General features: G+C 64.0%; 18 protein-coding genes. 15 read left to right on the top strand and 3 right to left on the bottom strand.

What is annotated here, in order from left to right:
* The 11 genes from ACE3SN_RS11130 to ACE3SN_RS11180 all read left to right on the top strand — a co-directional run.
* On the top strand, positions 1–864 hold an 864-nt coding region (locus tag ACE3SN_RS11130; protein ID WP_374530002.1), incomplete at its 5' end, for an NADH-quinone oxidoreductase subunit H.
* Positions 861–1,346 carry an NADH-quinone oxidoreductase subunit NuoI gene (gene nuoI / locus ACE3SN_RS11135; RefSeq protein ID WP_374530004.1) on the top strand — a complete coding sequence of 162 codons (486 nt, stop codon included), beginning with the start codon at positions 861–863 and terminating at the stop codon, positions 1,344–1,346. The genes ACE3SN_RS11130 and nuoI, both read left to right, overlap by 4 nt.
* Before the next feature lie 27 nt (positions 1,347–1,373).
* Positions 1,374–1,991 carry an NADH-quinone oxidoreductase subunit J gene (locus ACE3SN_RS11140; protein WP_374530033.1) on the top strand — a complete coding sequence of 206 codons (618 nt, stop codon included), beginning with the start codon at positions 1,374–1,376 and terminating at the stop codon, positions 1,989–1,991.
* Complete coding sequence (gene nuoK / locus ACE3SN_RS11145; RefSeq protein ID WP_374530006.1) at positions 1,988–2,293, top strand: NADH-quinone oxidoreductase subunit NuoK; 306 nt, start codon at positions 1,988–1,990, stop codon at positions 2,291–2,293. Before ACE3SN_RS11140 ends, nuoK begins: the two co-directional genes overlap by 4 nt.
* 6 nt (positions 2,294–2,299) lie before the next feature.
* Entirely contained in the window at positions 2,300–4,348 is a 2,049-nt protein-coding gene (gene nuoL, locus ACE3SN_RS11150) for an NADH-quinone oxidoreductase subunit L (protein ID WP_374530008.1), read from the top strand.
* Position 4,349: 1 nt separating this feature from the next.
* Complete coding sequence (locus ACE3SN_RS11155; RefSeq protein ID WP_374530010.1) at positions 4,350–5,897, top strand: NADH-quinone oxidoreductase subunit M; 1,548 nt, start codon at positions 4,350–4,352, stop codon at positions 5,895–5,897.
* The gene (gene nuoN, locus ACE3SN_RS11160) at positions 5,897–7,360 is read left to right on the top strand and encodes an NADH-quinone oxidoreductase subunit NuoN (RefSeq protein WP_374530011.1); all 1,464 of its coding nucleotides are present in this window, start codon (positions 5,897–5,899) and stop codon (positions 7,358–7,360) included. The genes ACE3SN_RS11155 and nuoN overlap by 1 nt, the downstream gene beginning before the upstream one ends.
* A 12-nt stretch (positions 7,361–7,372) precedes the next feature.
* The gene (locus ACE3SN_RS11165; RefSeq protein WP_374530013.1) at positions 7,373–8,092 is read left to right on the top strand and encodes a biotin--[acetyl-CoA-carboxylase] ligase; all 720 of its coding nucleotides are present in this window, start codon (positions 7,373–7,375) and stop codon (positions 8,090–8,092) included.
* A gap of 15 nt (positions 8,093–8,107) precedes the next feature.
* The gene (locus ACE3SN_RS11170) at positions 8,108–8,893 is read left to right on the top strand and encodes a type III pantothenate kinase (protein ID WP_374530015.1); all 786 of its coding nucleotides are present in this window, start codon (positions 8,108–8,110) and stop codon (positions 8,891–8,893) included.
* Positions 8,894–8,946: 53 nt separating this feature from the next.
* The gene (locus ACE3SN_RS11175) at positions 8,947–10,524 is read left to right on the top strand and encodes a ribonuclease J (RefSeq protein WP_374530035.1); all 1,578 of its coding nucleotides are present in this window, start codon (positions 8,947–8,949) and stop codon (positions 10,522–10,524) included.
* Between the two features lie 4 nt (positions 10,525–10,528).
* On the top strand, positions 10,529–10,822 hold the full coding sequence (locus ACE3SN_RS11180) for a DUF1467 family protein (RefSeq protein ID WP_374530017.1): 294 nt from the start codon (positions 10,529–10,531) through the stop codon (positions 10,820–10,822).
* Between the two features lie 98 nt (positions 10,823–10,920).
* On the opposite strand, the gene ACE3SN_RS11185 is transcribed toward ACE3SN_RS11180, so the two are convergent.
* Positions 10,921–13,533 (bottom strand): ATPase, encoded by a 2,613-nt coding sequence (locus ACE3SN_RS11185; RefSeq protein WP_374530019.1) that lies wholly within the window; start codon positions 13,531–13,533, stop codon positions 10,921–10,923.
* Positions 13,534–13,602: 69 nt separating this feature from the next.
* Here ACE3SN_RS11185 and ACE3SN_RS11190 point away from each other — a divergent pair, with 69 nt between their 5' ends.
* The 4 genes from ACE3SN_RS11190 (at position 13,603) to ACE3SN_RS11205 (ending at position 17,664) form a co-directional block, all read left to right on the top strand.
* A complete protein-coding gene (locus ACE3SN_RS11190; RefSeq protein ID WP_374530021.1) occupies positions 13,603–13,947 on the top strand; it encodes an Hpt domain-containing protein in 345 nt (114 codons plus the stop codon).
* Positions 13,948–14,093: 146 nt separating this feature from the next.
* On the top strand, positions 14,094–15,221 hold the full coding sequence (locus ACE3SN_RS11195) for a hypothetical protein (RefSeq protein ID WP_374530023.1): 1,128 nt from the start codon (positions 14,094–14,096) through the stop codon (positions 15,219–15,221).
* 63 nt (positions 15,222–15,284) lie between these two features.
* Positions 15,285–16,214: a hypothetical protein gene (locus ACE3SN_RS11200; protein ID WP_374530025.1), complete on the top strand. Its 930-nt coding sequence runs from the start codon at positions 15,285–15,287 to the stop codon at positions 16,212–16,214.
* 13 nt (positions 16,215–16,227) lie between these two features.
* Positions 16,228–17,664: a sensor histidine kinase gene (locus ACE3SN_RS11205; RefSeq protein ID WP_374530027.1), complete on the top strand. Its 1,437-nt coding sequence runs from the start codon at positions 16,228–16,230 to the stop codon at positions 17,662–17,664.
* Here the strand turns inward: ACE3SN_RS11205 and ACE3SN_RS11210 are convergent.
* A complete protein-coding gene (locus ACE3SN_RS11210) occupies positions 17,605–17,808 on the bottom strand; it encodes a hypothetical protein (RefSeq protein ID WP_374530029.1) in 204 nt (67 codons plus the stop codon). The genes ACE3SN_RS11205 and ACE3SN_RS11210 overlap by 60 nt on opposite strands.
* 176 nt (positions 17,809–17,984) lie before the next feature.
* The coding region (locus ACE3SN_RS11215; RefSeq protein WP_374530031.1) for a citrate/2-methylcitrate synthase at positions 17,985–18,209 on the bottom strand (225 nt) is incomplete at its 5' end.

The following is an 18,209-nucleotide window of genomic DNA, read 5'->3' on the forward strand; positions in this document are numbered from 1 at the left end:
GGCCTGCTGCAATCGTTCGCCGACGGCCTCAAGGTCATGCTGCAGGAAACGATCATTCCTTCGGCGGCCAACAAGGGCCTGTTCCTGATCGCGCCGATCATCACCTTCACCGTCGCACTGATGGCCTGGGCGGTGATCCCGTTCAATTCGGCCGCGATCCTCGCCGACATCAACGTCGGCCTGCTCTACATCCTCGCGATCTCGTCGCTCGGGGTTTACGGCACGATCATCGCGGGCTGGTCGTCGAACTCGAAGTATCCGTTCTTCTCGGCCATGCGCGCTTCGGCGCAGATGATCTCTTACGAAGTCTCGATCGGCTTCATCCTGATCTGCGTGGTGCTGTGGGCGGGCACGTTCAACATGAACGGCATTGTCATGGCGCAGAAGGGCCATGTGCTGGGCCTGATCAACGGTTTCGTCGCCAATCCGCTGCTGTTCCCGATGTGGGTGATGTTCCTGATCTCGGGCATGGCGGAAACCCAGCGCGCACCGTTTGACCTGACCGAAGCGGAATCGGAACTGGTGGCCGGTTACCAGACCGAATATTCGAGCATGAGCTTCGCGCTCTACTGGCTCGGCGAATATGCCAACGTGCTCCTGATGTGCGCGCTCAACGCCGTGCTGTTTTGGGGCGGCTACCTGCCGCCGCTCGACATTCCGGCGCTGTATATCGTGCCGGGCTGGATCTGGCTCTTCGCCAAGATCTTCTTCTTCTTCTTCGTGTTCAGTTGGGTGAAGGCGACAGTCCCGCGCTATCGCTATGACCAGCTGATGCGCCTTGGCTGGAAGGTCTTCCTGCCTGTTTCGCTGCTGTGGGTGTTTATCGTCAGCGGCTACCTGATGCTTACAGGACATTTCGCATGAGTGTCGCCCAACTCGTAAAGAGCTTCACCCTGTGGGAGTTCGTGAAGGCGCATTGGCTGACCTTGAAGTACTTCTTCAAGCCCAAGGCGACGATCAACTACCCCTTCGAGAAGAACCCGCTGTCGCCCCGCTTCCGCGGTGAGCACGCGCTGCGCCGGTATCCCAACGGCGAGGAACGCTGCATCGCCTGCAAGCTGTGCGAGGCAACCTGCCCGGCGCAGGCGATCACCATTGAAGCCGAACCGCGTGAAGACGGCAGCCGCCGCACCACGCGCTACGATATCGACATGACCAAGTGCATCTTCTGTGGCTTTTGCCAGGAAGCCTGCCCGGTCGATGCCATCGTCGAGGGGCCGAACTTCGAATACGCGACCGAAACGCGCGAAGAACTGCTTTACGACAAGGCCAAGCTGCTGGCGAACGGGGACAAGTGGGAGCGGGCGATTGCCGCGAACCTTGAAGCCGATGCGCCGTATCGCTAGGGGGCGCGCACCATGGAACACGTCGGTCTGATCCCCGTCCTCGCCTTTTACCTGTTCGCCGCGCTGACCGTTGCGGCGGGTGCGTTCACGATCCTGTCGCGCAACCCGGTTCACTCGGTGCTTTGGCTGATTGTCGCCTTCTTCAACGCTGCGGGCCTGATGGTCCTTGCCGGGGCCGAATTCATCGCCATGCTGCTGGTGATCGTCTATGTCGGTGCGGTCGCGGTGCTGTTCCTGTTCGTCGTCATGATGCTCGACATCGACTTCGCCGAACTGCGCGCTGGCTTCATCAGGAACTTCCCGCTGGGCATGCTGCTCGCCGTGGTCCTGCTGGTCGAACTGCTGTTCGGCATCGGCGCGGTCAAGGCCGGCGGGCTGGCGATCGGCAAGGCCGACGGCAGCAATGCCGCGATTGCCGGGGCCAGCAATATCGAATCCATCGGTGCGCTGCTCTACACCAAGTACGTGTTCCTGTTCGAAGCGGCCGGCATCATCCTGCTGGTCGCCATGATCGGGGCGATCGTGCTGACTCACCGCGAACGCGGCGGAGTGCGCGGGCAGAACATCGCCAAGCAGGTTGCCCGCCGTCCCGAGGACGCGACCGTCAATACGCAGCCTGAAGTGGGCAAGGGGGTTTCGCTGTGATCGGCATCGAACACTACGTCATCGTCAGCTCGATCCTGTTCGTGCTCGGCGTGCTGGGGATCTTCCTCAACCGCAAGAACGTCATCATCATCCTGATGGCGATCGAACTGATCCTGCTTGCGGTGAACATCAACCTCGTCGCGTTCAGCAGCTTCCTGCATGACCTGACGGGGCAGATCTTCGCCATGTTCGTGCTGACCGTGGCGGCAGGCGAAGCGGCGATCGGCCTGGCGATCCTCGTCATCTACTTCCGTGATCGCGGCACCATCGCGGTCGACGACGTCAACCAGATGAAGGGATAAGTACCAGTGGATCCGATCCTCTTCATCGTGTTCCTGCCATTGCTGGCTGCCGCCATCGCGGGGCTGGGCAACCGCATGATCGGCAACGTGCCCGCCAAGGTCGTGACGACCGGCGCGCTGTTTACCGCCTGTGCGCTCAGCTGGCCGATCTTCCTCAGCTTCCTCAGCGGCCATGCCGAAGCGCACGTTGTGCCGGTGCTGCACTGGGTGCAGTCGGGCAGCCTGACTTTCGACTGGGCCTTCCGCGTCGATACGCTGACCGCGATCATGCTGGTCGTGGTCACCAGCGTTTCCGCGCTCGTCCACCTCTATTCGTGGGGCTACATGTCGGAAGATCCCGACCAGCCCCGCTTCTTCGCCTACCTGTCGCTGTTCACCTTCGCCATGCTCATGCTGGTGACGGCCGACAACCTGGTGCAGATGTTCTTCGGCTGGGAAGGGGTGGGCCTCGCCTCTTACCTCCTGATCGGCTTCTGGTTCCGCAAGCCCTCGGCCAGCGCCGCCGCGATCAAGGCCTTCGTGGTCAACCGCGTGGGCGACCTGGGCTTCATGATGGGCATCTTCGGCACCTTCCTGGTGTTCGGGACCGTCTCGATCCCGGCAATCCTTGAAGCTGCCCCCGGCATGGCCGGTTCGACCATCGGTTTCCTGGGCTATCGCTTCGAAACGATGACCGTGCTGTGCATCCTGCTGTTCATCGGCGCGATGGGCAAATCGGCGCAGCTGGGCCTGCACACCTGGCTGCCCGACGCGATGGAAGGCCCGACCCCGGTGTCGGCACTGATCCACGCCGCGACCATGGTGACCGCCGGCGTGTTCATGGTCTGCCGCCTGTCGCCGATGTTCCAGGTCAGCGAAACCGCGATGACCGTGGTGACCTATGTCGGCGCGGCAACCTGCTTCTTCGCGGCGACCATCGGCACCACCCAATGGGACATCAAGCGCGTCATCGCCTATTCGACCTGTTCGCAGCTCGGCTACATGTTCGTGGCGGCGGGCGTTGGCGCGCCGGGCGCGGCGATGTTCCACCTGTTCACCCACGCCTTCTTCAAGGCGCTGCTGTTCCTGGGCGCTGGTTCGGTGATCCATGCCATGCACCACGAACAGGACATGCGGTACTATGGCGGCCTGCGTAAGCAGATCCCGCTGACCTACTGGGCGATGATGGCCGGCACGCTGGCGATCACCGGGGTCGGCATTGTCGACGTGTTCGGCTTCGCGGGCTTCTATTCGAAGGACTCGATCCTCGAAGCCGCCTATGCCAGCGCCAGCGAAAGCGGCCGCTTCGGCTTCTATGCCGGGATCGCCGCCGCGCTGCTCACCAGCTTCTATTCCTGGCGCCTCGTGTTCCTGACCTTCTTCGGCAAGCCGCGCTGGTCGCAGTCCGAGCACATCCAGCACGCCGTGCACGATGCGCATGGCCACGGCGATCATGCGCACGGCCATGGCGATCATGCCCATGGTCACGGCGACCACGGCCATGACGATGGCACCGCGGGCTATCATCCGCACGAAAGCCCGATCAACATGCTGATCCCGCTTGGCGTTCTGAGCGTTGGTGCGGTGCTGGCCGGTTTCGTGTTCAGCCACGCGTTCATCAGCGAAGGCACCGGCGAGTTCTGGAAGGGTTCGATCGCATTCAGCGAGGAACTGATCCACCACATGCACGGTGTGCCGGGCTGGGTGAAGTGGGCACCGTTCATCGTGATGGTCGCCGGCTTTGTGACCGCCGTTTACGCCTACCTTGTAAATACCTCGTTCCCGGCCAAGGTCGTGAGCCAGATCGGGGTGGTTCACAAGTTCGTCTACAACAAGTGGTACTTCGACGAGCTCTACAACTTCCTGTTCGTGCGTCCCGCCTTCTGGCTGGGTGACAAGTTCTGGAAGCTGGGCGACATCGGCCTGATCGACCGCTTCGGCCCGAATGGCGCAGCCTGGGCCGTGGTGCGCGGCAGCCGGATCGCGCAGAAGGTCCAGTCGGGCTACCTCTACAGCTACGCGCTGGTCATGCTGCTGGGCCTAACGGCGGCGATCACCTGGGTGATGGTGCACTGATATGTTCGGAATTCCCATCCTCTCGCTGATGCTGCTGGTGCCGCTCCTTGGCGCGGTCGCCTGCCTGCTCGTCGAAGCGAAAACCGCCCGCACCATCGCGCTTGTCGCCACGGTGATCGACTTCCTGCTCGGCATTGTCCTGTGGAGCCGCTTTGAAGTGGGCGGGCCGCAGTGGCAGTTCACCGAAAACGCGCCGTTGTTTGCTGGCTTCTCGTGGAAGCTCGGGATCGACGGCATCGCCCTGATGCTGATTGAGCTGTCGGTGTTCCTGATGCCGATCTGCATCCTCGCCAGCGCCTCGATCGAGAAGCGCGTCGGTGAATACATGGCCGCGTTCCTGCTGATGGAAACGCTGATGATCGGCGTGTTCACCGCGCAGGACCTGTTCCTGTTCTACATCATGTTCGAAGCCGGCCTGATCCCGATGTACCTGATCATCGGCATCTGGGGCGGGGCGGACCGCATCTACGCCAGCTACAAGTTCTTCCTCTACACGCTACTCGGCTCGGTGCTGATGCTTATCGCGATGCTGTGGATGGCGAACGAGGCCGGGACGACCGACGTGCCGACCCTGATGGCCTATGATTTCCCGGTTGCCGCGCAGAAGTGGCTGTGGCTCGCTTTCTTCGCCAGCTTTGCGGTGAAGATGCCGATGTGGCCGGTCCACACCTGGCTGCCCGATGCCCACGTGCAGGCACCGACCGCAGGGTCCGTGATCCTGGCGGGCGTGCTGCTGAAGATGGGCGGCTACGGCTTCATCCGCTTCTCGCTGCCGATGTTCCCGCAGGCCAGCGCCGACTTCGCGTGGCTGATCTACATCCTCTCGATGGTCGCGGTGGTTTACACCAGCCTCGTCGCCCTGGTGCAGAGCGACATGAAGAAGCTGATTGCCTATTCCTCGGTCGCGCACATGGCGATCGTCACGGTCGGGCTGTTTGCCTTCAACGTCCAGGGGCTGGAAGGCACGATGATCGTGATGCTCAGCCACGGTCTGGTGGCAGGCGCGCTGTTCCTGTGCGTCGGCATCATCTACGACCGTCTGCACACGCGTGAGATCAGCCGTTACGGCGGCCTGTCGATCAGCATGCCCAAGTATGCGCTGCTGTTCATGCTGTTCACCATGGCCTCGGTCGGCCTGCCCGGCACCAGCGGTTTCGTTGGCGAATTCCTGAGCCTTGCGGGGATCTACCAGGTGTCTAGCCTGGTGGCGCTGGTCAGCACCACGGGGATCATCCTTGGCGCCGCCTACATGCTTTACCTCTATCGCCGCGTGGCCTTTGGCGAGCAGAAGAACGCCGATGCCGCCGCCATGCCCGATCTCAACAAGGTCGAACTGGGCATGCTGGCCTCGCTTGCAGCCGTGGTTTTGTGGATGGGCGTCTATCCGGAGAGCTTCCTGGCGCCGATGCGTTCGGACATTGCCGCACTCGATGCTCGCCTCGCCCAAGCCAAGCCCGCCGGTGACGCCAAGGTCACCGCTGGCAAGCCCAAGGCTGCCGATGAACACGCCGGACACGGCGAACCTGCTGCGCAAGAGGGGGCGCACTGATGGACCTGATGCACTCCCTGCGCCTGATTGCGCCTGAACAACTGTTGAGCCTTTCTGGCCTTGTCCTGCTGCTCGTCTCGGCTTGGGTCGGTGGCGCGCGCGCTGCGCGTGCAGTTACCTGGGCCGCTGCCGCCGTGCTGGTTGCGGCCATCCTGCTCGTCGCGCCTGCGCTGACTGGCACTTCGGCGGCAGAAGTTTCGGCCTTTGGCGGGCTGTTCGCAGCGGATTCCTTCGCCGCCTTTGCCAAGGTGCTGATCTACATCGCCGCTGCGGCCACGCTGGTAGTAGCGCCGCCCTACTTCGACAAAGTCGGGGCGATGCGTGCGGAATACCCGGTGCTGGTGCTGTTCGCGGCGCTTGGCATGGGGATCATGGTTTCGGCGCAGAACCTGCTGACGCTGTACATCGGGCTCGAATTGAACTCGCTCGCCGCCTATGTCCTTGCCGCCTTCCTCAAGTCGGACGAACGCTCCGCCGAAGCGGGGCTTAAGTACTTCGTGCTGGGCGCGCTCGCCAGCGGCATCCTGCTGTTCGGGATGAGCCTGACCTACGGCTTCACCGGCACCACCAGCTACAGCGGCATCGCCGCGGCGCTGACTGGCGGGATCAGCAAGGGCGCGCTGTTCGGGCTGACCTTCGTGCTCGCGGGTCTGGCTTTCAAGATCAGCGCCGTGCCGTTCCACATGTGGACGCCCGACGTCTATGAAGGCGCGCCGACGCCGGTTACCGCCTTCTTTGCCTCGGCCCCCAAGGTCGCTGCGCTGGGGCTTACCATGCGCGTCGCGCTCGAAGCCTTCGGGCCGCAGTCGGCCGCCTGGCAGCAGATCGTGATCTTCGCCGCCGTCGCCTCGATCGTAGTCGGCGCGCTGGGCGCTATCGGGCAGGGCAACATCAAGCGCCTGCTCGCCTATTCGTCGATCAACAACGTCGGCTTCATCCTGGTCGGCCTGTCGGCCGCGACGCCGCAAGGCGCCTCGGCCATGCTGGTCTACTTGGCGATCTACGTCGCGATGACCATCGGCGGCTTCGTCGCCGCGCTGATGCTGAGGGACGCGCAAGGCAACCAGGTGGAAGCCATTGCCGACATCGCGGGCCTTTCTCGCACTCGTCCGCTGATCGCGCTGGGCCTCGCCATGGTGATGTTCAGCCTTGCGGGCATCCCGCCGCTGTTCGGCTTCTGGGGCAAGTTCGTGGTGTTCCAGGCCGCAGTTCAGGCCGGGATGGTCCCGCTCGCCGCGCTCGGTATCGCCGCCAGCGTGATCGGTGCCTTCTATTACCTCAAGGTCGTCAAGGTCATGTATTTCGACGAACCGGCGGGCAAGGTCACCGGGACCAGCGATATGACCCATGCCGTGCTGCTCGCAGCCTCGGCGTTGTTCATCTCGCCGCTCGGCTACCTGCTGACGCGCTGCCTGGGCGACTTCGCGGATACGGCCGCCGCAATCCTGTTCCACTCGGTCTAAGTCGACGCCGGTTTGATCCGGACCCTGCCCGAAACCGGCTCGACCAACGCCGATCTGGCCCGGGCGCTCGCTTCCGGTGAGCGCTTGGGCGAGGGCGACTGGTTGGTGGCCGATCGGCAGACCGCCGGGCGCGGCCGTAAGGGCCGCACATGGTTCGACGGTCATGGCAACTTCATGGGCTCGACGGTCGTCCGCCTCACGCCGGGCGATCCCGCAGCGGGCAGCCTGGCGCTGGTCGCCGGTCTGGCGGTGCACGAGGCGGTCAGCCCGCTGGTTCCGCCGCCGCATGCTGCCCTGCTCAAATGGCCGAACGATCTGATGATCGGTGCCGCAAAGCTCAGCGGCATCCTGCTTGAGCGGGTAGGCGATGCGGTGGTTGTCGGCATTGGGGTCAACCTCGCGGCGGCGCCCGTGGTGGAGGGACGCGCAACGATCGCCCTGTCCGCATTTGGCCCAGCGCCCGATCGCGATCTGTTTGCTGACATGCTTTCTCGCCAGTTCGCGCGCGAGCTCGAACGCTGGCGGACCTATGGCCTTGAGCCGCTGGTGCGGCGCTGGCTCGCCGCCGGGCACCCGGCGGGGACGCCGCTATCCGTCGGTGAGCCGGGTGAACAGCCGATAATCGGCGAATTTGCCGGACTGACCGCCGATGGAGCCTTGCAACTGCGGCTTCCTGACGGCACGACGCGGGTAATCCATGCGGGCGAAGTGCGTCTCGCGCCGAATAGTTGAGAGGACTTGGGCAGAATGTTGATCGCGATCGACAACGGCAACACCAATGTGAAGTTCGCACTGGTCAATGCCGCGGGCGAGATCGTCCAGCGCTGGAGCATCGCGACCGATCCCAAGCGGACGGCTGACGAATATGCTGTTTGGCTCAACCAGTTGCTCGAAATGGAAGGCTATGCCCGTTCCGATGTGCATGCGGTGATTATCGCCACGGTTGTGCCCCGCGCGCTGCACAACCTGCAAGTGCTCTCGCAAAAGTATTTTGGTACCGATCCGCTGATCGCCGGCCGCCCGCCGGTGGAATGGGGAATCGCCCTCAAGGTTGACGAGCCGCGCGCCCTGGGGGCGGATCGCGCCGTCAACGCAATCGCCGCGCAGGCGCTCGAAGCTGGCAACAAGATCGTGATCAGCTTCGGCACGGCCACCACCTTCGACCACATCGGTCCAGACGGTGCCTATATGGGCGGCTCGATTGCCACGGGCGTCAGCCTGTCGCTCGACGCGCTCTACAACGCTGCCGCCATGCTCCCGCGCATTGCCATCGAGCCGCCCCCCACCGCAAGAGTGATCGGGCGCGACACGGTCGGGCAGATGCAGATCGGGATTTACTGGGGTTATGTCTCGATGATCGAAGGCATGATCGCGCGGATGAAGGCGGAAATCGGCGGCGAAGTGAAGGTGATCGCGACCGGCGGCCTTGCCCCGCTGTTCCAGCAGCACGCCCACCTGTTCGACCGGGTTGAGCCGGAACTGACGCTTCGCGGCCTGGCGCTGCTCTATGCCAGCAGGGACAAATCGGCGTGAAGCCAGGGCAGGAACTGCTGTTTTGCGCCCTGGGCGGCTCGGGCGAGATTGGCATGAACGTCAATCTCTATGGCTGCGAGGGCAAGTGGCTGATGGTTGACCTCGGGATGACCTTCGGCGCGGCCGAATATCCCGGGATCGAACTGGTCTTCGCCGACCTTGAATTCATCGAGGAGCGCAAGAAGGACCTCGTCGGCGTGGTGCTGACCCACGCGCACGAGGATCATATCGGCGCGGTGCCCTATTTCGCGCAAGAACTCGGCGTGCCGCTCTACGCCACCCCGTTTACCGCGCGCCTGGTTGCCGACAAGCTTGAGGAAGCCGGGCTGACCCACGAGGTAGAGCTGATCGTGATCGACCACCTCGATCCCTTCCAGCTTGGCCCGTTCGGCATCCGTTACGTGCCGCTGGCCCACTCGATTGCCGAAGGCAATGCGCTGGTGATCGAGACGCCCTATGGCCGGGTGTTCCACACCGGCGACTGGAAGCTCGACGATGAACCGCTGGTCGGGGTTCCGGCAACACCTGCGGAACTGACCGCCATCGGCGACGAAGGCGTACTGGCGCTGGTCTGCGATTCGACCAACGTGTTCAACCCGAAAGCATCGGGTAGCGAAGGCGCGGTGCGCGACGCGCTGCAGGCCGAGGTTGCCCGTCACCACGGCAAGCGCGTGCTGGTGACGACCTTCGCGTCCAACGTCGCGCGCCTCGAAACGCTTGGTGAAGTCGCCAAGGCCACCAACCGCCGACTGTGCGTGGCCGGACGCTCGCTCGACCGGATTATCCGCACCGGGCAGGCCAGCGGCTATCTCAAGTCGATCCCGGACATTGTCGACTTCGACACGGCAATGAACCTGCCGCGCGGCGAAGTGCTGATCGTCGCCACCGGCGGGCAGGGGGAGCCCCGCGCAGCGCTGGCCCGGATTGCGGAGGATACCCATCCGATCGCGCTAGAGGCGGGCGATGTCGTGCTGTTTTCCAGTCGCCAGATCCCCGGCAACGAACTGGCGATCGGCCGGATCCAGAACCGCTTGGCCGCGCGCGGCATCACGTTGGTGACCGACCGGCAGGCCGACATCCACGTCTCGGGTCATCCCGGTCGCCCTGAGTTGGAAGCACTCTACGGCTGGCTGCGCCCGCAGATCCTTTTGCCGGTTCACGGCGAGGTTCGGCACATGCACGAACAGGCGCGGCTTGGCCGGTCTTGCGGCATTCCCAAGGCGATCACCCAGCAGAACGGCGATTTGATCCGCCTCGCCCCGGGCAAGCCCGGCAAGTTCAGCGAAGTGCGCGCCGGGCGTCTGGTGCTAGACGGCGAAATCATCGCCCCCGCTGATGGCGAGGCGATGGTGATGCGCCGCCGTCTGGCCCATAACGGGCTCGTGATCGTCGTGCTCGACAGCAAGGGCCGCGCCCATGTTGAGAGCATTGGTCTGCCGCTCGACGAGGATCAGGACGAATTCCTTGCCGAAGCGCGCGAGGACGTCGCCGCCGCACTGGCCAAACTCAAGGGTGGTCAGCGCCACGACCGCGAAGTCATTGTCGAAGCCGCGCGCCTTGCCGCCCGCCGCGCCGCCACGCGCTGGTCGGGCAAGAAGCCGCAAGTGCGCGTGATACTGCCGGAGTACTGACCCCATGCGCTGGACCTCTGCCCTTGCGATCTTCTTCCTGCTGTGGGTGACGGCGGCGATCTTCGTGCTGCCGTTCGAAGCGCGCGGTGGCACGCACCATCATGACCATGAGCGCATCCCGGGCCAGGCTGATTCCGCGCCGCGCGATTTCCGGCCAAAGCGCGTCATCAAGCGGGCGACGATCCTTGGCCTGATCTTCTTCGCGGCGTTCTACATCAACTATGTCAACGACTGGATCACGCCGCAGGACATCGACTTCCTGTATCCTGCGTTGAGCACTGAAAGCACCGGCAACTAGGGCGTTGCCCCTTTCCGGTGTCCCGCAGGTCTTGAGCCCAGATGGCTCAAACCTTGGTGGTGCCGCTTTTGGGTTTACGGCCTGGCGCGGGCCAGGCCTCAGTTGCGCAGCCGCTCGATTGCCTGGGCCAGGGCGACGTAGAGCTTGCCCATATCCGATGACAGCAGCGTCACGCCGAGCGCGTGGCCATCGCGTGTCGAGAGCAGTTGCCGCAGCATCGCTTCGAAGTCATGGATATAGCGGCTGACATGATCGCGAAAATCGCGTTCTGTCTCATAGAGCTGGGTCACCGCCTTGGCCTCGGCCGTCTCCATCAGGCGCACGGCACGACGGGTAAATATCCCGCGATCGCCCTTCAGGTAGGCCGCCCAGGCCGTGTCGGTCACATCGGTGTCCATCACCCGCGCGATATCGATCGCGTTTGAATTGAGGCTCTCGGTGATCAGAGCGACGCGCCGTGCGAAATCGTTGTCGACTTGCTCCTGGGCCCGCTCGCGGGCGTGGGCAACGCGTCGTTCCAGGTTGCCGGCCAGTTCGCTGACCTTACCAAGCTGATCGCGCAATTGCAGCGCCGCTTCGCGGCTGACCCCGGTGGCGTGGGCGGCTGCCTGCTCAAGCTGGCCTGCCACTTCGGCAGCCTTGGCGCGCATGGCCTTTTCAATGGCCGCTCCGCTTTCGTCGCCGATCCTGGCGGCAATGCCTGCGATTTCGGCGGCACTGAGCTCGCCGATCCCGGTGACCGCGGCGCGTGCCGCACCATCGAGTTGCGCAATGGCGGCAGCCAATTCGCCCTGTGTCTGCTCCGCCAGCATAGTGCTTTCCGCGCGGACCTTGTCGAGGGCAAGACCGAGCGCATCGATCGAGGCAAGCTGGGCCGCCATGCCCTGATCCAGCTTGGCGGAACGGGCGATCCCCTGTTCGAGGCCTTCGTTGCTCGCGCTGACCAGTCCAGCCAGTTCAGACCCATGCATCTCGGCTGCCTTCACGACGTCGCGCAGCGATCCGGCCTGTTCGGCCAGGGTCGCTAGCCGCGCTTCGGCAGTGCCGATTGCATTGGGCAGATCCTCTTCGCTGTGTGTCACGGCGGCGCGGATCAACTCGAGCAGGCGAACACTCCCATCGGTAAGGCCAAGAATGGCGGCGTCCGTGCCGGACAGGGCTTCGCGGCTGGCCACCAGCTTGTGCGCCAGCGTGTCGAGCGCCTTGGCAATCGCGGCCTCTGCCTCGCTGCCTTGAGCCGCAACCGCCTCCATCCGGCTGGAAAAGTCGGCAAGTTGCTCGGCAATCGTCTCGGAATGCTGCACCAGGCTTAGCGATTGCTGTTCCTGCAGTGCACGCCGCTCGGCAATTTCGCTGTCGAGCATGGCCATCTGTTCGGACATGCGCTGGTTGAAATCGGCCTGGCGCTTCGCGAGCTCGGCCTGCCGCTGCTCGATTTCCTCGGTAAAGATCCGATCTCGCTCGGCCATTCGGGCATCGACCTGTTCCGCCTCGGCGGCAAGTTCAGCAAGCCGCTTGCGCGCCGAAGCCATGGCCGCCTCGTCGATCGCCTCAACCTTGGCGACCGCGGCGGAGAGATCCTCCTCAAGCTGACCGATCGAGCGGCGCCAGGCATCGAGCGCGGAACCTTCACTGTCCCGCAGCGATCGCGCGATGGCTGCGCTCTCGTCGCGCACCGCGCCGAGTCGGGCGCGCAGCGAAGTTAGACTTTCCGCCTCGCTGCTGTCGAGCTGCCCGCGCACGCCGTCCAGCTCTTCGCCCAGCGCCTTGGCGCGGCTCCTAATGGCGGCGAGGATTTCGATTTCATGCGCATCGAGCTGGGCGCGGAACTCGTTGCTCCGCTCATTGAGCGCAGCAAAACGGTTCTGCGTAATGGCTTCGAGCTGTTCGCTTTGATGGGCAAAGCCTGCCAGAGTGTCGTCCACCAGATCCCGCAACACCTTGACCTGTCGTTCGCTGGCCTGACCGAACTGGTTGAGACGGTTGAAACCCTGGACCATTTCCTCAAGCTGGATTTGCGCGGTCCGTCCGGCAGCGCCGATATTGTTGGTAACGTCCTTGGCGCTGCTCGCGATCACCGGCAGCTGGAAGCGCAGCTTCTCCATATTGTCGAGCGCCGCTTCACTGACCGAGCCGATGGCATCGATCCGTGTGCCGTTGTCCGAAATCAGGCTGGCGAGCCGATCGGCGTGCTCACCGATCCGCTCACTAGCCGTCCGACCGAGGGCGTCGAGATCGCGGCTCTGCGCGGCGATGAATTCGCGGGCCAGGCTCAGCTCCCGATTGACCGTCGCAAGACGCGATTCGAGACGGGCCGATTCGTCGCCCAGCAACCGCGCAGTTTCACCAAACCGCAGCGCTTCTCGCCGACTGTTGCGCATCGCGATGAGCCATGAGACGCCGATCAGCAGGACCGGGACCGACCAATCGCGGATCCAGCCAACCCACTGTGCGGGCGTTCCGCCAGCGGCAATTTCATCGGTGTTGGCCAGTGCGAACAGCCAAGTCCAGGCCGCGACGGCGATGCAGGCCAATCCTGCCGCAATCCTGGCGGGCCAGCGGCGCGGGGGAGGGGGGTAGTCTTGCGCGTCGTCGTCCCAGTGCGCTTCGTCAGCACGCGTGCCGTCCGCCACCATTGTTGCAGCTTCGTCGCCTGGCGCACTGTTGGCGCTGGCGGCATCGATGGCGACTATGCGCGTTCCCCCGGTCATTGCGACGGTTTACCATGTAAGTGCCCGGTTTAAACCCCAGATTAACCTCCGCATCGCTAATGGGGCGTCATGGCCTATGAAGTCGGAGATCTTGACGCCACTCTTGCCGCTGCCGCAGGCGAGGATGCGGCGCTTTTCGTCGAATTGCGGCAGGCGTTTGTTGAAAGCCTCGCAACCCAGGTCGATCTGCTCAAACGCTCGCGCTGCGATGGCAATTGGCAGATGTCTGCGCTGCGCATCAAGGGTCTGGCGGCAAGCTTTCATGCCGCCCCGCTGATCGCACTTGCCGAGCAGGCACTGGTAGCCGCACCGGGGGACCCGGTTGCCGCCCGCCAAATTCAGAACTGGCTCTCCGATTTTTCCGCTGGTTCTGCGGGTGCTTATGCCGAAGGCGCGGATCCCGCGAACGCATAGCTTGGCACTGGGCCGGGCTTGCCCTAAAGTCCGCGCCTGTTTCCTGACAGGTGTGGAGAGAGACCCTGCGGGTCGCGCTATTAACTTTGATCGAGCCCGCCAACGCAGGCGGAAACCGACCGCGCGGCTTTTTGCGTATCGGCGGAATGACCGTTGCGCGCCAGCAGCTGGCGCTGGCACTGGCGCTGCATTGCGAGCGGATCGTGTGCATCGCCCATGCGCTCGACCCGGATCTGGTCGAATTGCAGCACGTGGCAGAACGGGTCGGCGTTCAGTTCAACGTCATTTCCGGCCCGCGCCAGTTGGTCGGTCTCGTTACGACCATTGACGAGGTAATCGTCCTTGGCGATGGGCTGTTCGTCTCGGTACCCGAAGCGGCCACTGTCCTCGAACAGGGGCAGGCCGTGCTGGTGCAACCGATAGAGCAGGGCCTGGCTGCCGGCTTCGAACGGATCGATCTCAACCACGCCGGGGCAGCTGCGATGCGCATTCCGGGCCGCCTGGTCGAACGGATCGCAGAACTGCCGGCCGATTGCGATGCGGCTTCGGCGTTGCAACGCATCGCTTTGCAGGCTGGACTGCGCCAGCGCCCCATCCCGACGGCGACCGGAAACGGGATATTCTGGACGATCGTGCGAAGCGAGGATGAGGCCCACGCGCTCGAGCCGCTGTGGATCCGACAGCGCACGCGCGACGATGTGCCGCTCAGCCCAAGCCGAGGACTGGCCCTGCTCGCCGTGCGCACGCTTGGCCCCGCCATGCTCCATGCCGGAAGCGGCGCGTTTGTTGTTGTGATGGCGGCAGCGCTGCTGGTGCTGCTGGCGCTTGGCGCGGGCTGGTTTGGCCTGATCGGGCTTGGACTCGTCCTCAGCGCCCTGGGCTGGGTCCTGCGCGAAATCGCGGTCCTGCTGGCGCGGATCGAGGGTGAAACCCTGACCTCCACCCGCGGGCTCGATGGACGGGTCGCCTATGGCTGGCTTACGGATGGTGTGATCATGACACTAGTCGGCTGGAGCTGGGTTATCCCGGTTGGGCAGCCTGTGGCCCACCGGTTCTTTCCCACCTTCGTCCTGATCGGGCTGCTTCGCCTGCTGCCGCGGGCTCTTGCCGGCCGCTGGACAGCATGGCTCGACGACCGGGCATTGCTCGCGCTGCTTCTGGCGGTCGCCGTGGCCACCGGGGTTAGCGCGATGGCCATCTATCTTGCGGTTGTGCTGTTATTGGCAGCCGGGATCCTGCTGCCTCGCGGAGAGGTTCAACTAACGCGACCTTAACCAAGCAGCGCTATGTATACGGCTATGAACCAATTCAATGCCCAGATGCCTGCCGGAATCCCAGTGGAAACGACCCTGCGCGAAGAGCTGGCGCACGGCGACGCATTGATTGGCACGATCGCGCCGATCTTGCGCCACTTGCTGGCCAATGACGAGCATTCGGTGTTCAGCGACGAGATCATCGCGCGGGTGCGCGGGATGTTCAGCGACATCGCCAGCCAGTTGCTCGACGAACTGGCCATTGCGGCCGGTCAGCCCGACGATCGCGACCACGCGCCCGAGCGGATCGACGCGCTGGTAAGCGAATTTGTCGCCAACAACGCGCTCCTTGCGCATATTCACACCCTGGCGCTGGAATGGCAATTGACCGAGCGTCTGCAGGCGCGCCTTGCGCTCGACCCGGTGCTTGCGCCGCTGCTTCAGGCACTCATTTCATCGAGCGAGAACAATACCGCGTCGAGCGCAATGGCGCTGCTTGCAGCACAGGCGCGCTTTGCCCAGTCGCAGCGGCGCATGCAGCATTCGGTTACGGAATTGCCGGGCGACCTGTTGCACGCTTGCCTGCTTGCGATGCGCACTGTCGCCGCGAACGATGCCGATTTTGGCGCGCACTGTGCGCTGGCCGAGGCTGCGATCCGAGGGCGTTACGATGAAAGTCGCAGCCGGCTTGGGCTGATCGCGCGGATCGTTACCGGAATGGGCGGCGGCGCGACCGCTGCCCTGTCCGTGGCGCATGCCGGGGTTGGCATCTTCCTGACCGCGCTAGCACTCGCCTCCGGTCAGGAACGCGACATGGCCGTACTTTCGACGAACGAGGGGCAACTTGCGCGCCTGGCCCTGGCCCTGCGCGCTTCGGGCCTAAGGCCTGCTACAATCGACGAACAATTCGCCTCGCTTCATCCCGATATTGCCTTGCCGGACGGGTTCGATCAGGTTGGCGCCGATCGCGCCGCCGCCTTGCTCGCGCGCTCGTCCGCCTATCCGGGGCTTTGATCGAGTGAACGCCATGTCTGCAGTTCTTGCCCGCGCGCATTGCGACGGCGCTGACCGGCTGGTCACTGCCGACGAGCCGCTGGCCGGGCTGCAGCTGCGCTGCGGCGGCGAACTTCCGGGCACGATAGCCATTCCCGCCTTGTTCGAACTGGTTCGCAAGTCTCGCAATTTCGGCCTGAAGCTGGCCCGCACGATCCGCGCAAACGATGGTAATGAACAGGTCACGGCGTGGATCGAAGTCGATCCCGCAGAGAACGGCGATTGCAGCATTTCGATTCTCTCGTGGCAATCGGCCTCCTTGCCCCCGGAAGACATCGCCGCCGTCGCCGCCCATCGCGCCGCGATCGACCGCACGGTCGCGGAACTTAGCGCGCGGCTCGATGCGGGGCAGCGACTCCTGGCGGTCGAAAGCCAGGCAGCGGACCTCACTGAATTGACCGCCGTCATGCGCGGCGGAATCGGTCAGCCCTGGACAGACTTTGTCAGCATCGAGGGCAATTCCCATCGTCAGCCACTGCACTGGCGGCTGCTGGATGGCGCCGCGGTCAGACTGCGCGGTTCGGACCGGAATTGGCGCGTAAGTTTGCTTCCGCAAGAAGTGCCTGGGTCAGAACCCATCGGGTTCGAACTTTGCCTCGTTGCCGAAACGCCGTTGGCCACGCCAGAACCCGCCCCAGCGGTTCCCGGCGGCGATTCCGTCATGCCGAGCAATGGTCCCGGATTGGTCGGTCGCGACATTGCCCCGGTCCTGCGTCAGCCGATCGCCCGGATCATCGCCAATGCGGAGACGATCCGCACGCGTCTGGCGGGCCCCCTGGCCGAGGAATACAGCCAGTACGCAGCCGACATCGCTGCCGCCGGACAGCACCTGCTGTCGCTGGTCGAAGATCTTGCTGACCTTGAAGTTGTCGAATCCGAAGACTTCAACACCGCGCCCGACCGGATTGACCTGGCCGACGTGGCCCGCCGCGCCGCAGGTATCCTGGCCGTTCGCGCACAGGAGCGGGGTATTACGCTGGATGCCCCCAAGCATGGTGAACATCTCCACGCGATCGCCGAATTCCGCCGCGTCCTTCAGGTTCTGCTCAACCTCGTGGGCAACGCAATCCGCTACTCGCCGGACAACTCTCAGGTCTGGATCCGGCTTGAAGGCGAGGGCGCCCGCGCACGCGTGATCGTCGCCGACCAGGGGCCGGGCCTCAGTGTGGAACAGCAGGCCAAGGTGTTCGAGAAATTCGAGCGTCTGGGCCGCAGCGACGAAAGCGGCTCAGGCCTTGGCCTTTACATCTCGCGCCGACTTGCTCGCGCGATGAGCGGTGACCTGACGATCGACAGCGCCCCCGGCCAGGGTGCGCGCTTCATCCTCGACGTACCGGCCGACCTGCTGGCTTCAGCGCCCACCACGGCGAAGCAGGACGATGACCAGCAGCCCGGCAGCAGCCAGGATTGAACCGTTCACCGCCCAGGTGCGGTCGGTCAGCATGAAGCTTTCTTTGGGCCACATGATGATACCGAGCCCCTGACCGATCCAGAGCAGTCCCATCAGGATCGCGAGTACTGCGATAACCTGCACCAGCGTACGGATAACAGACATTCTTGCCCTCCAGTGACTGTGTTTCCCCGAACACATGCCGGTGTGATGCTCTGCCAAAATTCGTGGTTTGTCGAGTATCGCGTGCACGGGCCTGATGGGTTCGGCGGCAGGCAAAACAAAGGGCTGGTTTCCCGTCGGAAACCAGCCCCTGTAATGGTCGAGCCGAACTGAAGCGCTTAGCGCTTGTCGATCGGCACGTAATCGCGCTGCGTCGGACCGGTGTAGAGCTGGCGCGGGCGCCCGATCTTCTGGCCGGGGTCGCTGATCATTTCGTTCCACTGCGCCACCCAGCCCACGGTCCGGGCCAGCGCGAAGAGCACGGTGAACATGGTGGTCGGGAAGCCGATCGCCGAGAGGATGATGCCCGAATAGAAGTCGACGTTCGGGAACAGCTTCTTCTC

The organism is Novosphingobium sp., from assembly GCF_041915465.1.
GTDB lineage: Bacteria > Pseudomonadota > Alphaproteobacteria > Sphingomonadales > Sphingomonadaceae > Novosphingobium.

Coding starts and splice junctions, on each gene's coding strand:
- nuoI (WP_374530004.1), top strand. CDS start 861: ATGAGTGTCGCCCAACTCGTAAAGAGCTTCACCCTGTGGGAGTTCGTG.
- ACE3SN_RS11155 (WP_374530010.1), top strand. CDS start 4,350: ATGTTCGGAATTCCCATCCTCTCGCTGATGCTGCTGGTGCCGCTCCTT.
- nuoN (WP_374530011.1), top strand. CDS start 5,897: ATGGACCTGATGCACTCCCTGCGCCTGATTGCGCCTGAACAACTGTTG.
- ACE3SN_RS11170 (WP_374530015.1), top strand. CDS start 8,108: ATGTTGATCGCGATCGACAACGGCAACACCAATGTGAAGTTCGCACTG.
- ACE3SN_RS11175 (WP_374530035.1), top strand. CDS start 8,947: ATGAACGTCAATCTCTATGGCTGCGAGGGCAAGTGGCTGATGGTTGAC.
- ACE3SN_RS11180 (WP_374530017.1), top strand. CDS start 10,529: ATGCGCTGGACCTCTGCCCTTGCGATCTTCTTCCTGCTGTGGGTGACG.
- ACE3SN_RS11185 (WP_374530019.1), bottom strand. CDS start 13,533: ATGACCGGGGGAACGCGCATAGTCGCCATCGATGCCGCCAGCGCCAAC.
- ACE3SN_RS11190 (WP_374530021.1), top strand. CDS start 13,603: ATGGCCTATGAAGTCGGAGATCTTGACGCCACTCTTGCCGCTGCCGCA.
- ACE3SN_RS11195 (WP_374530023.1), top strand. CDS start 14,094: ATGACCGTTGCGCGCCAGCAGCTGGCGCTGGCACTGGCGCTGCATTGC.
- ACE3SN_RS11205 (WP_374530027.1), top strand. CDS start 16,228: ATGTCTGCAGTTCTTGCCCGCGCGCATTGCGACGGCGCTGACCGGCTG.
- ACE3SN_RS11210 (WP_374530029.1), bottom strand. CDS start 17,808: ATGTCTGTTATCCGTACGCTGGTGCAGGTTATCGCAGTACTCGCGATC.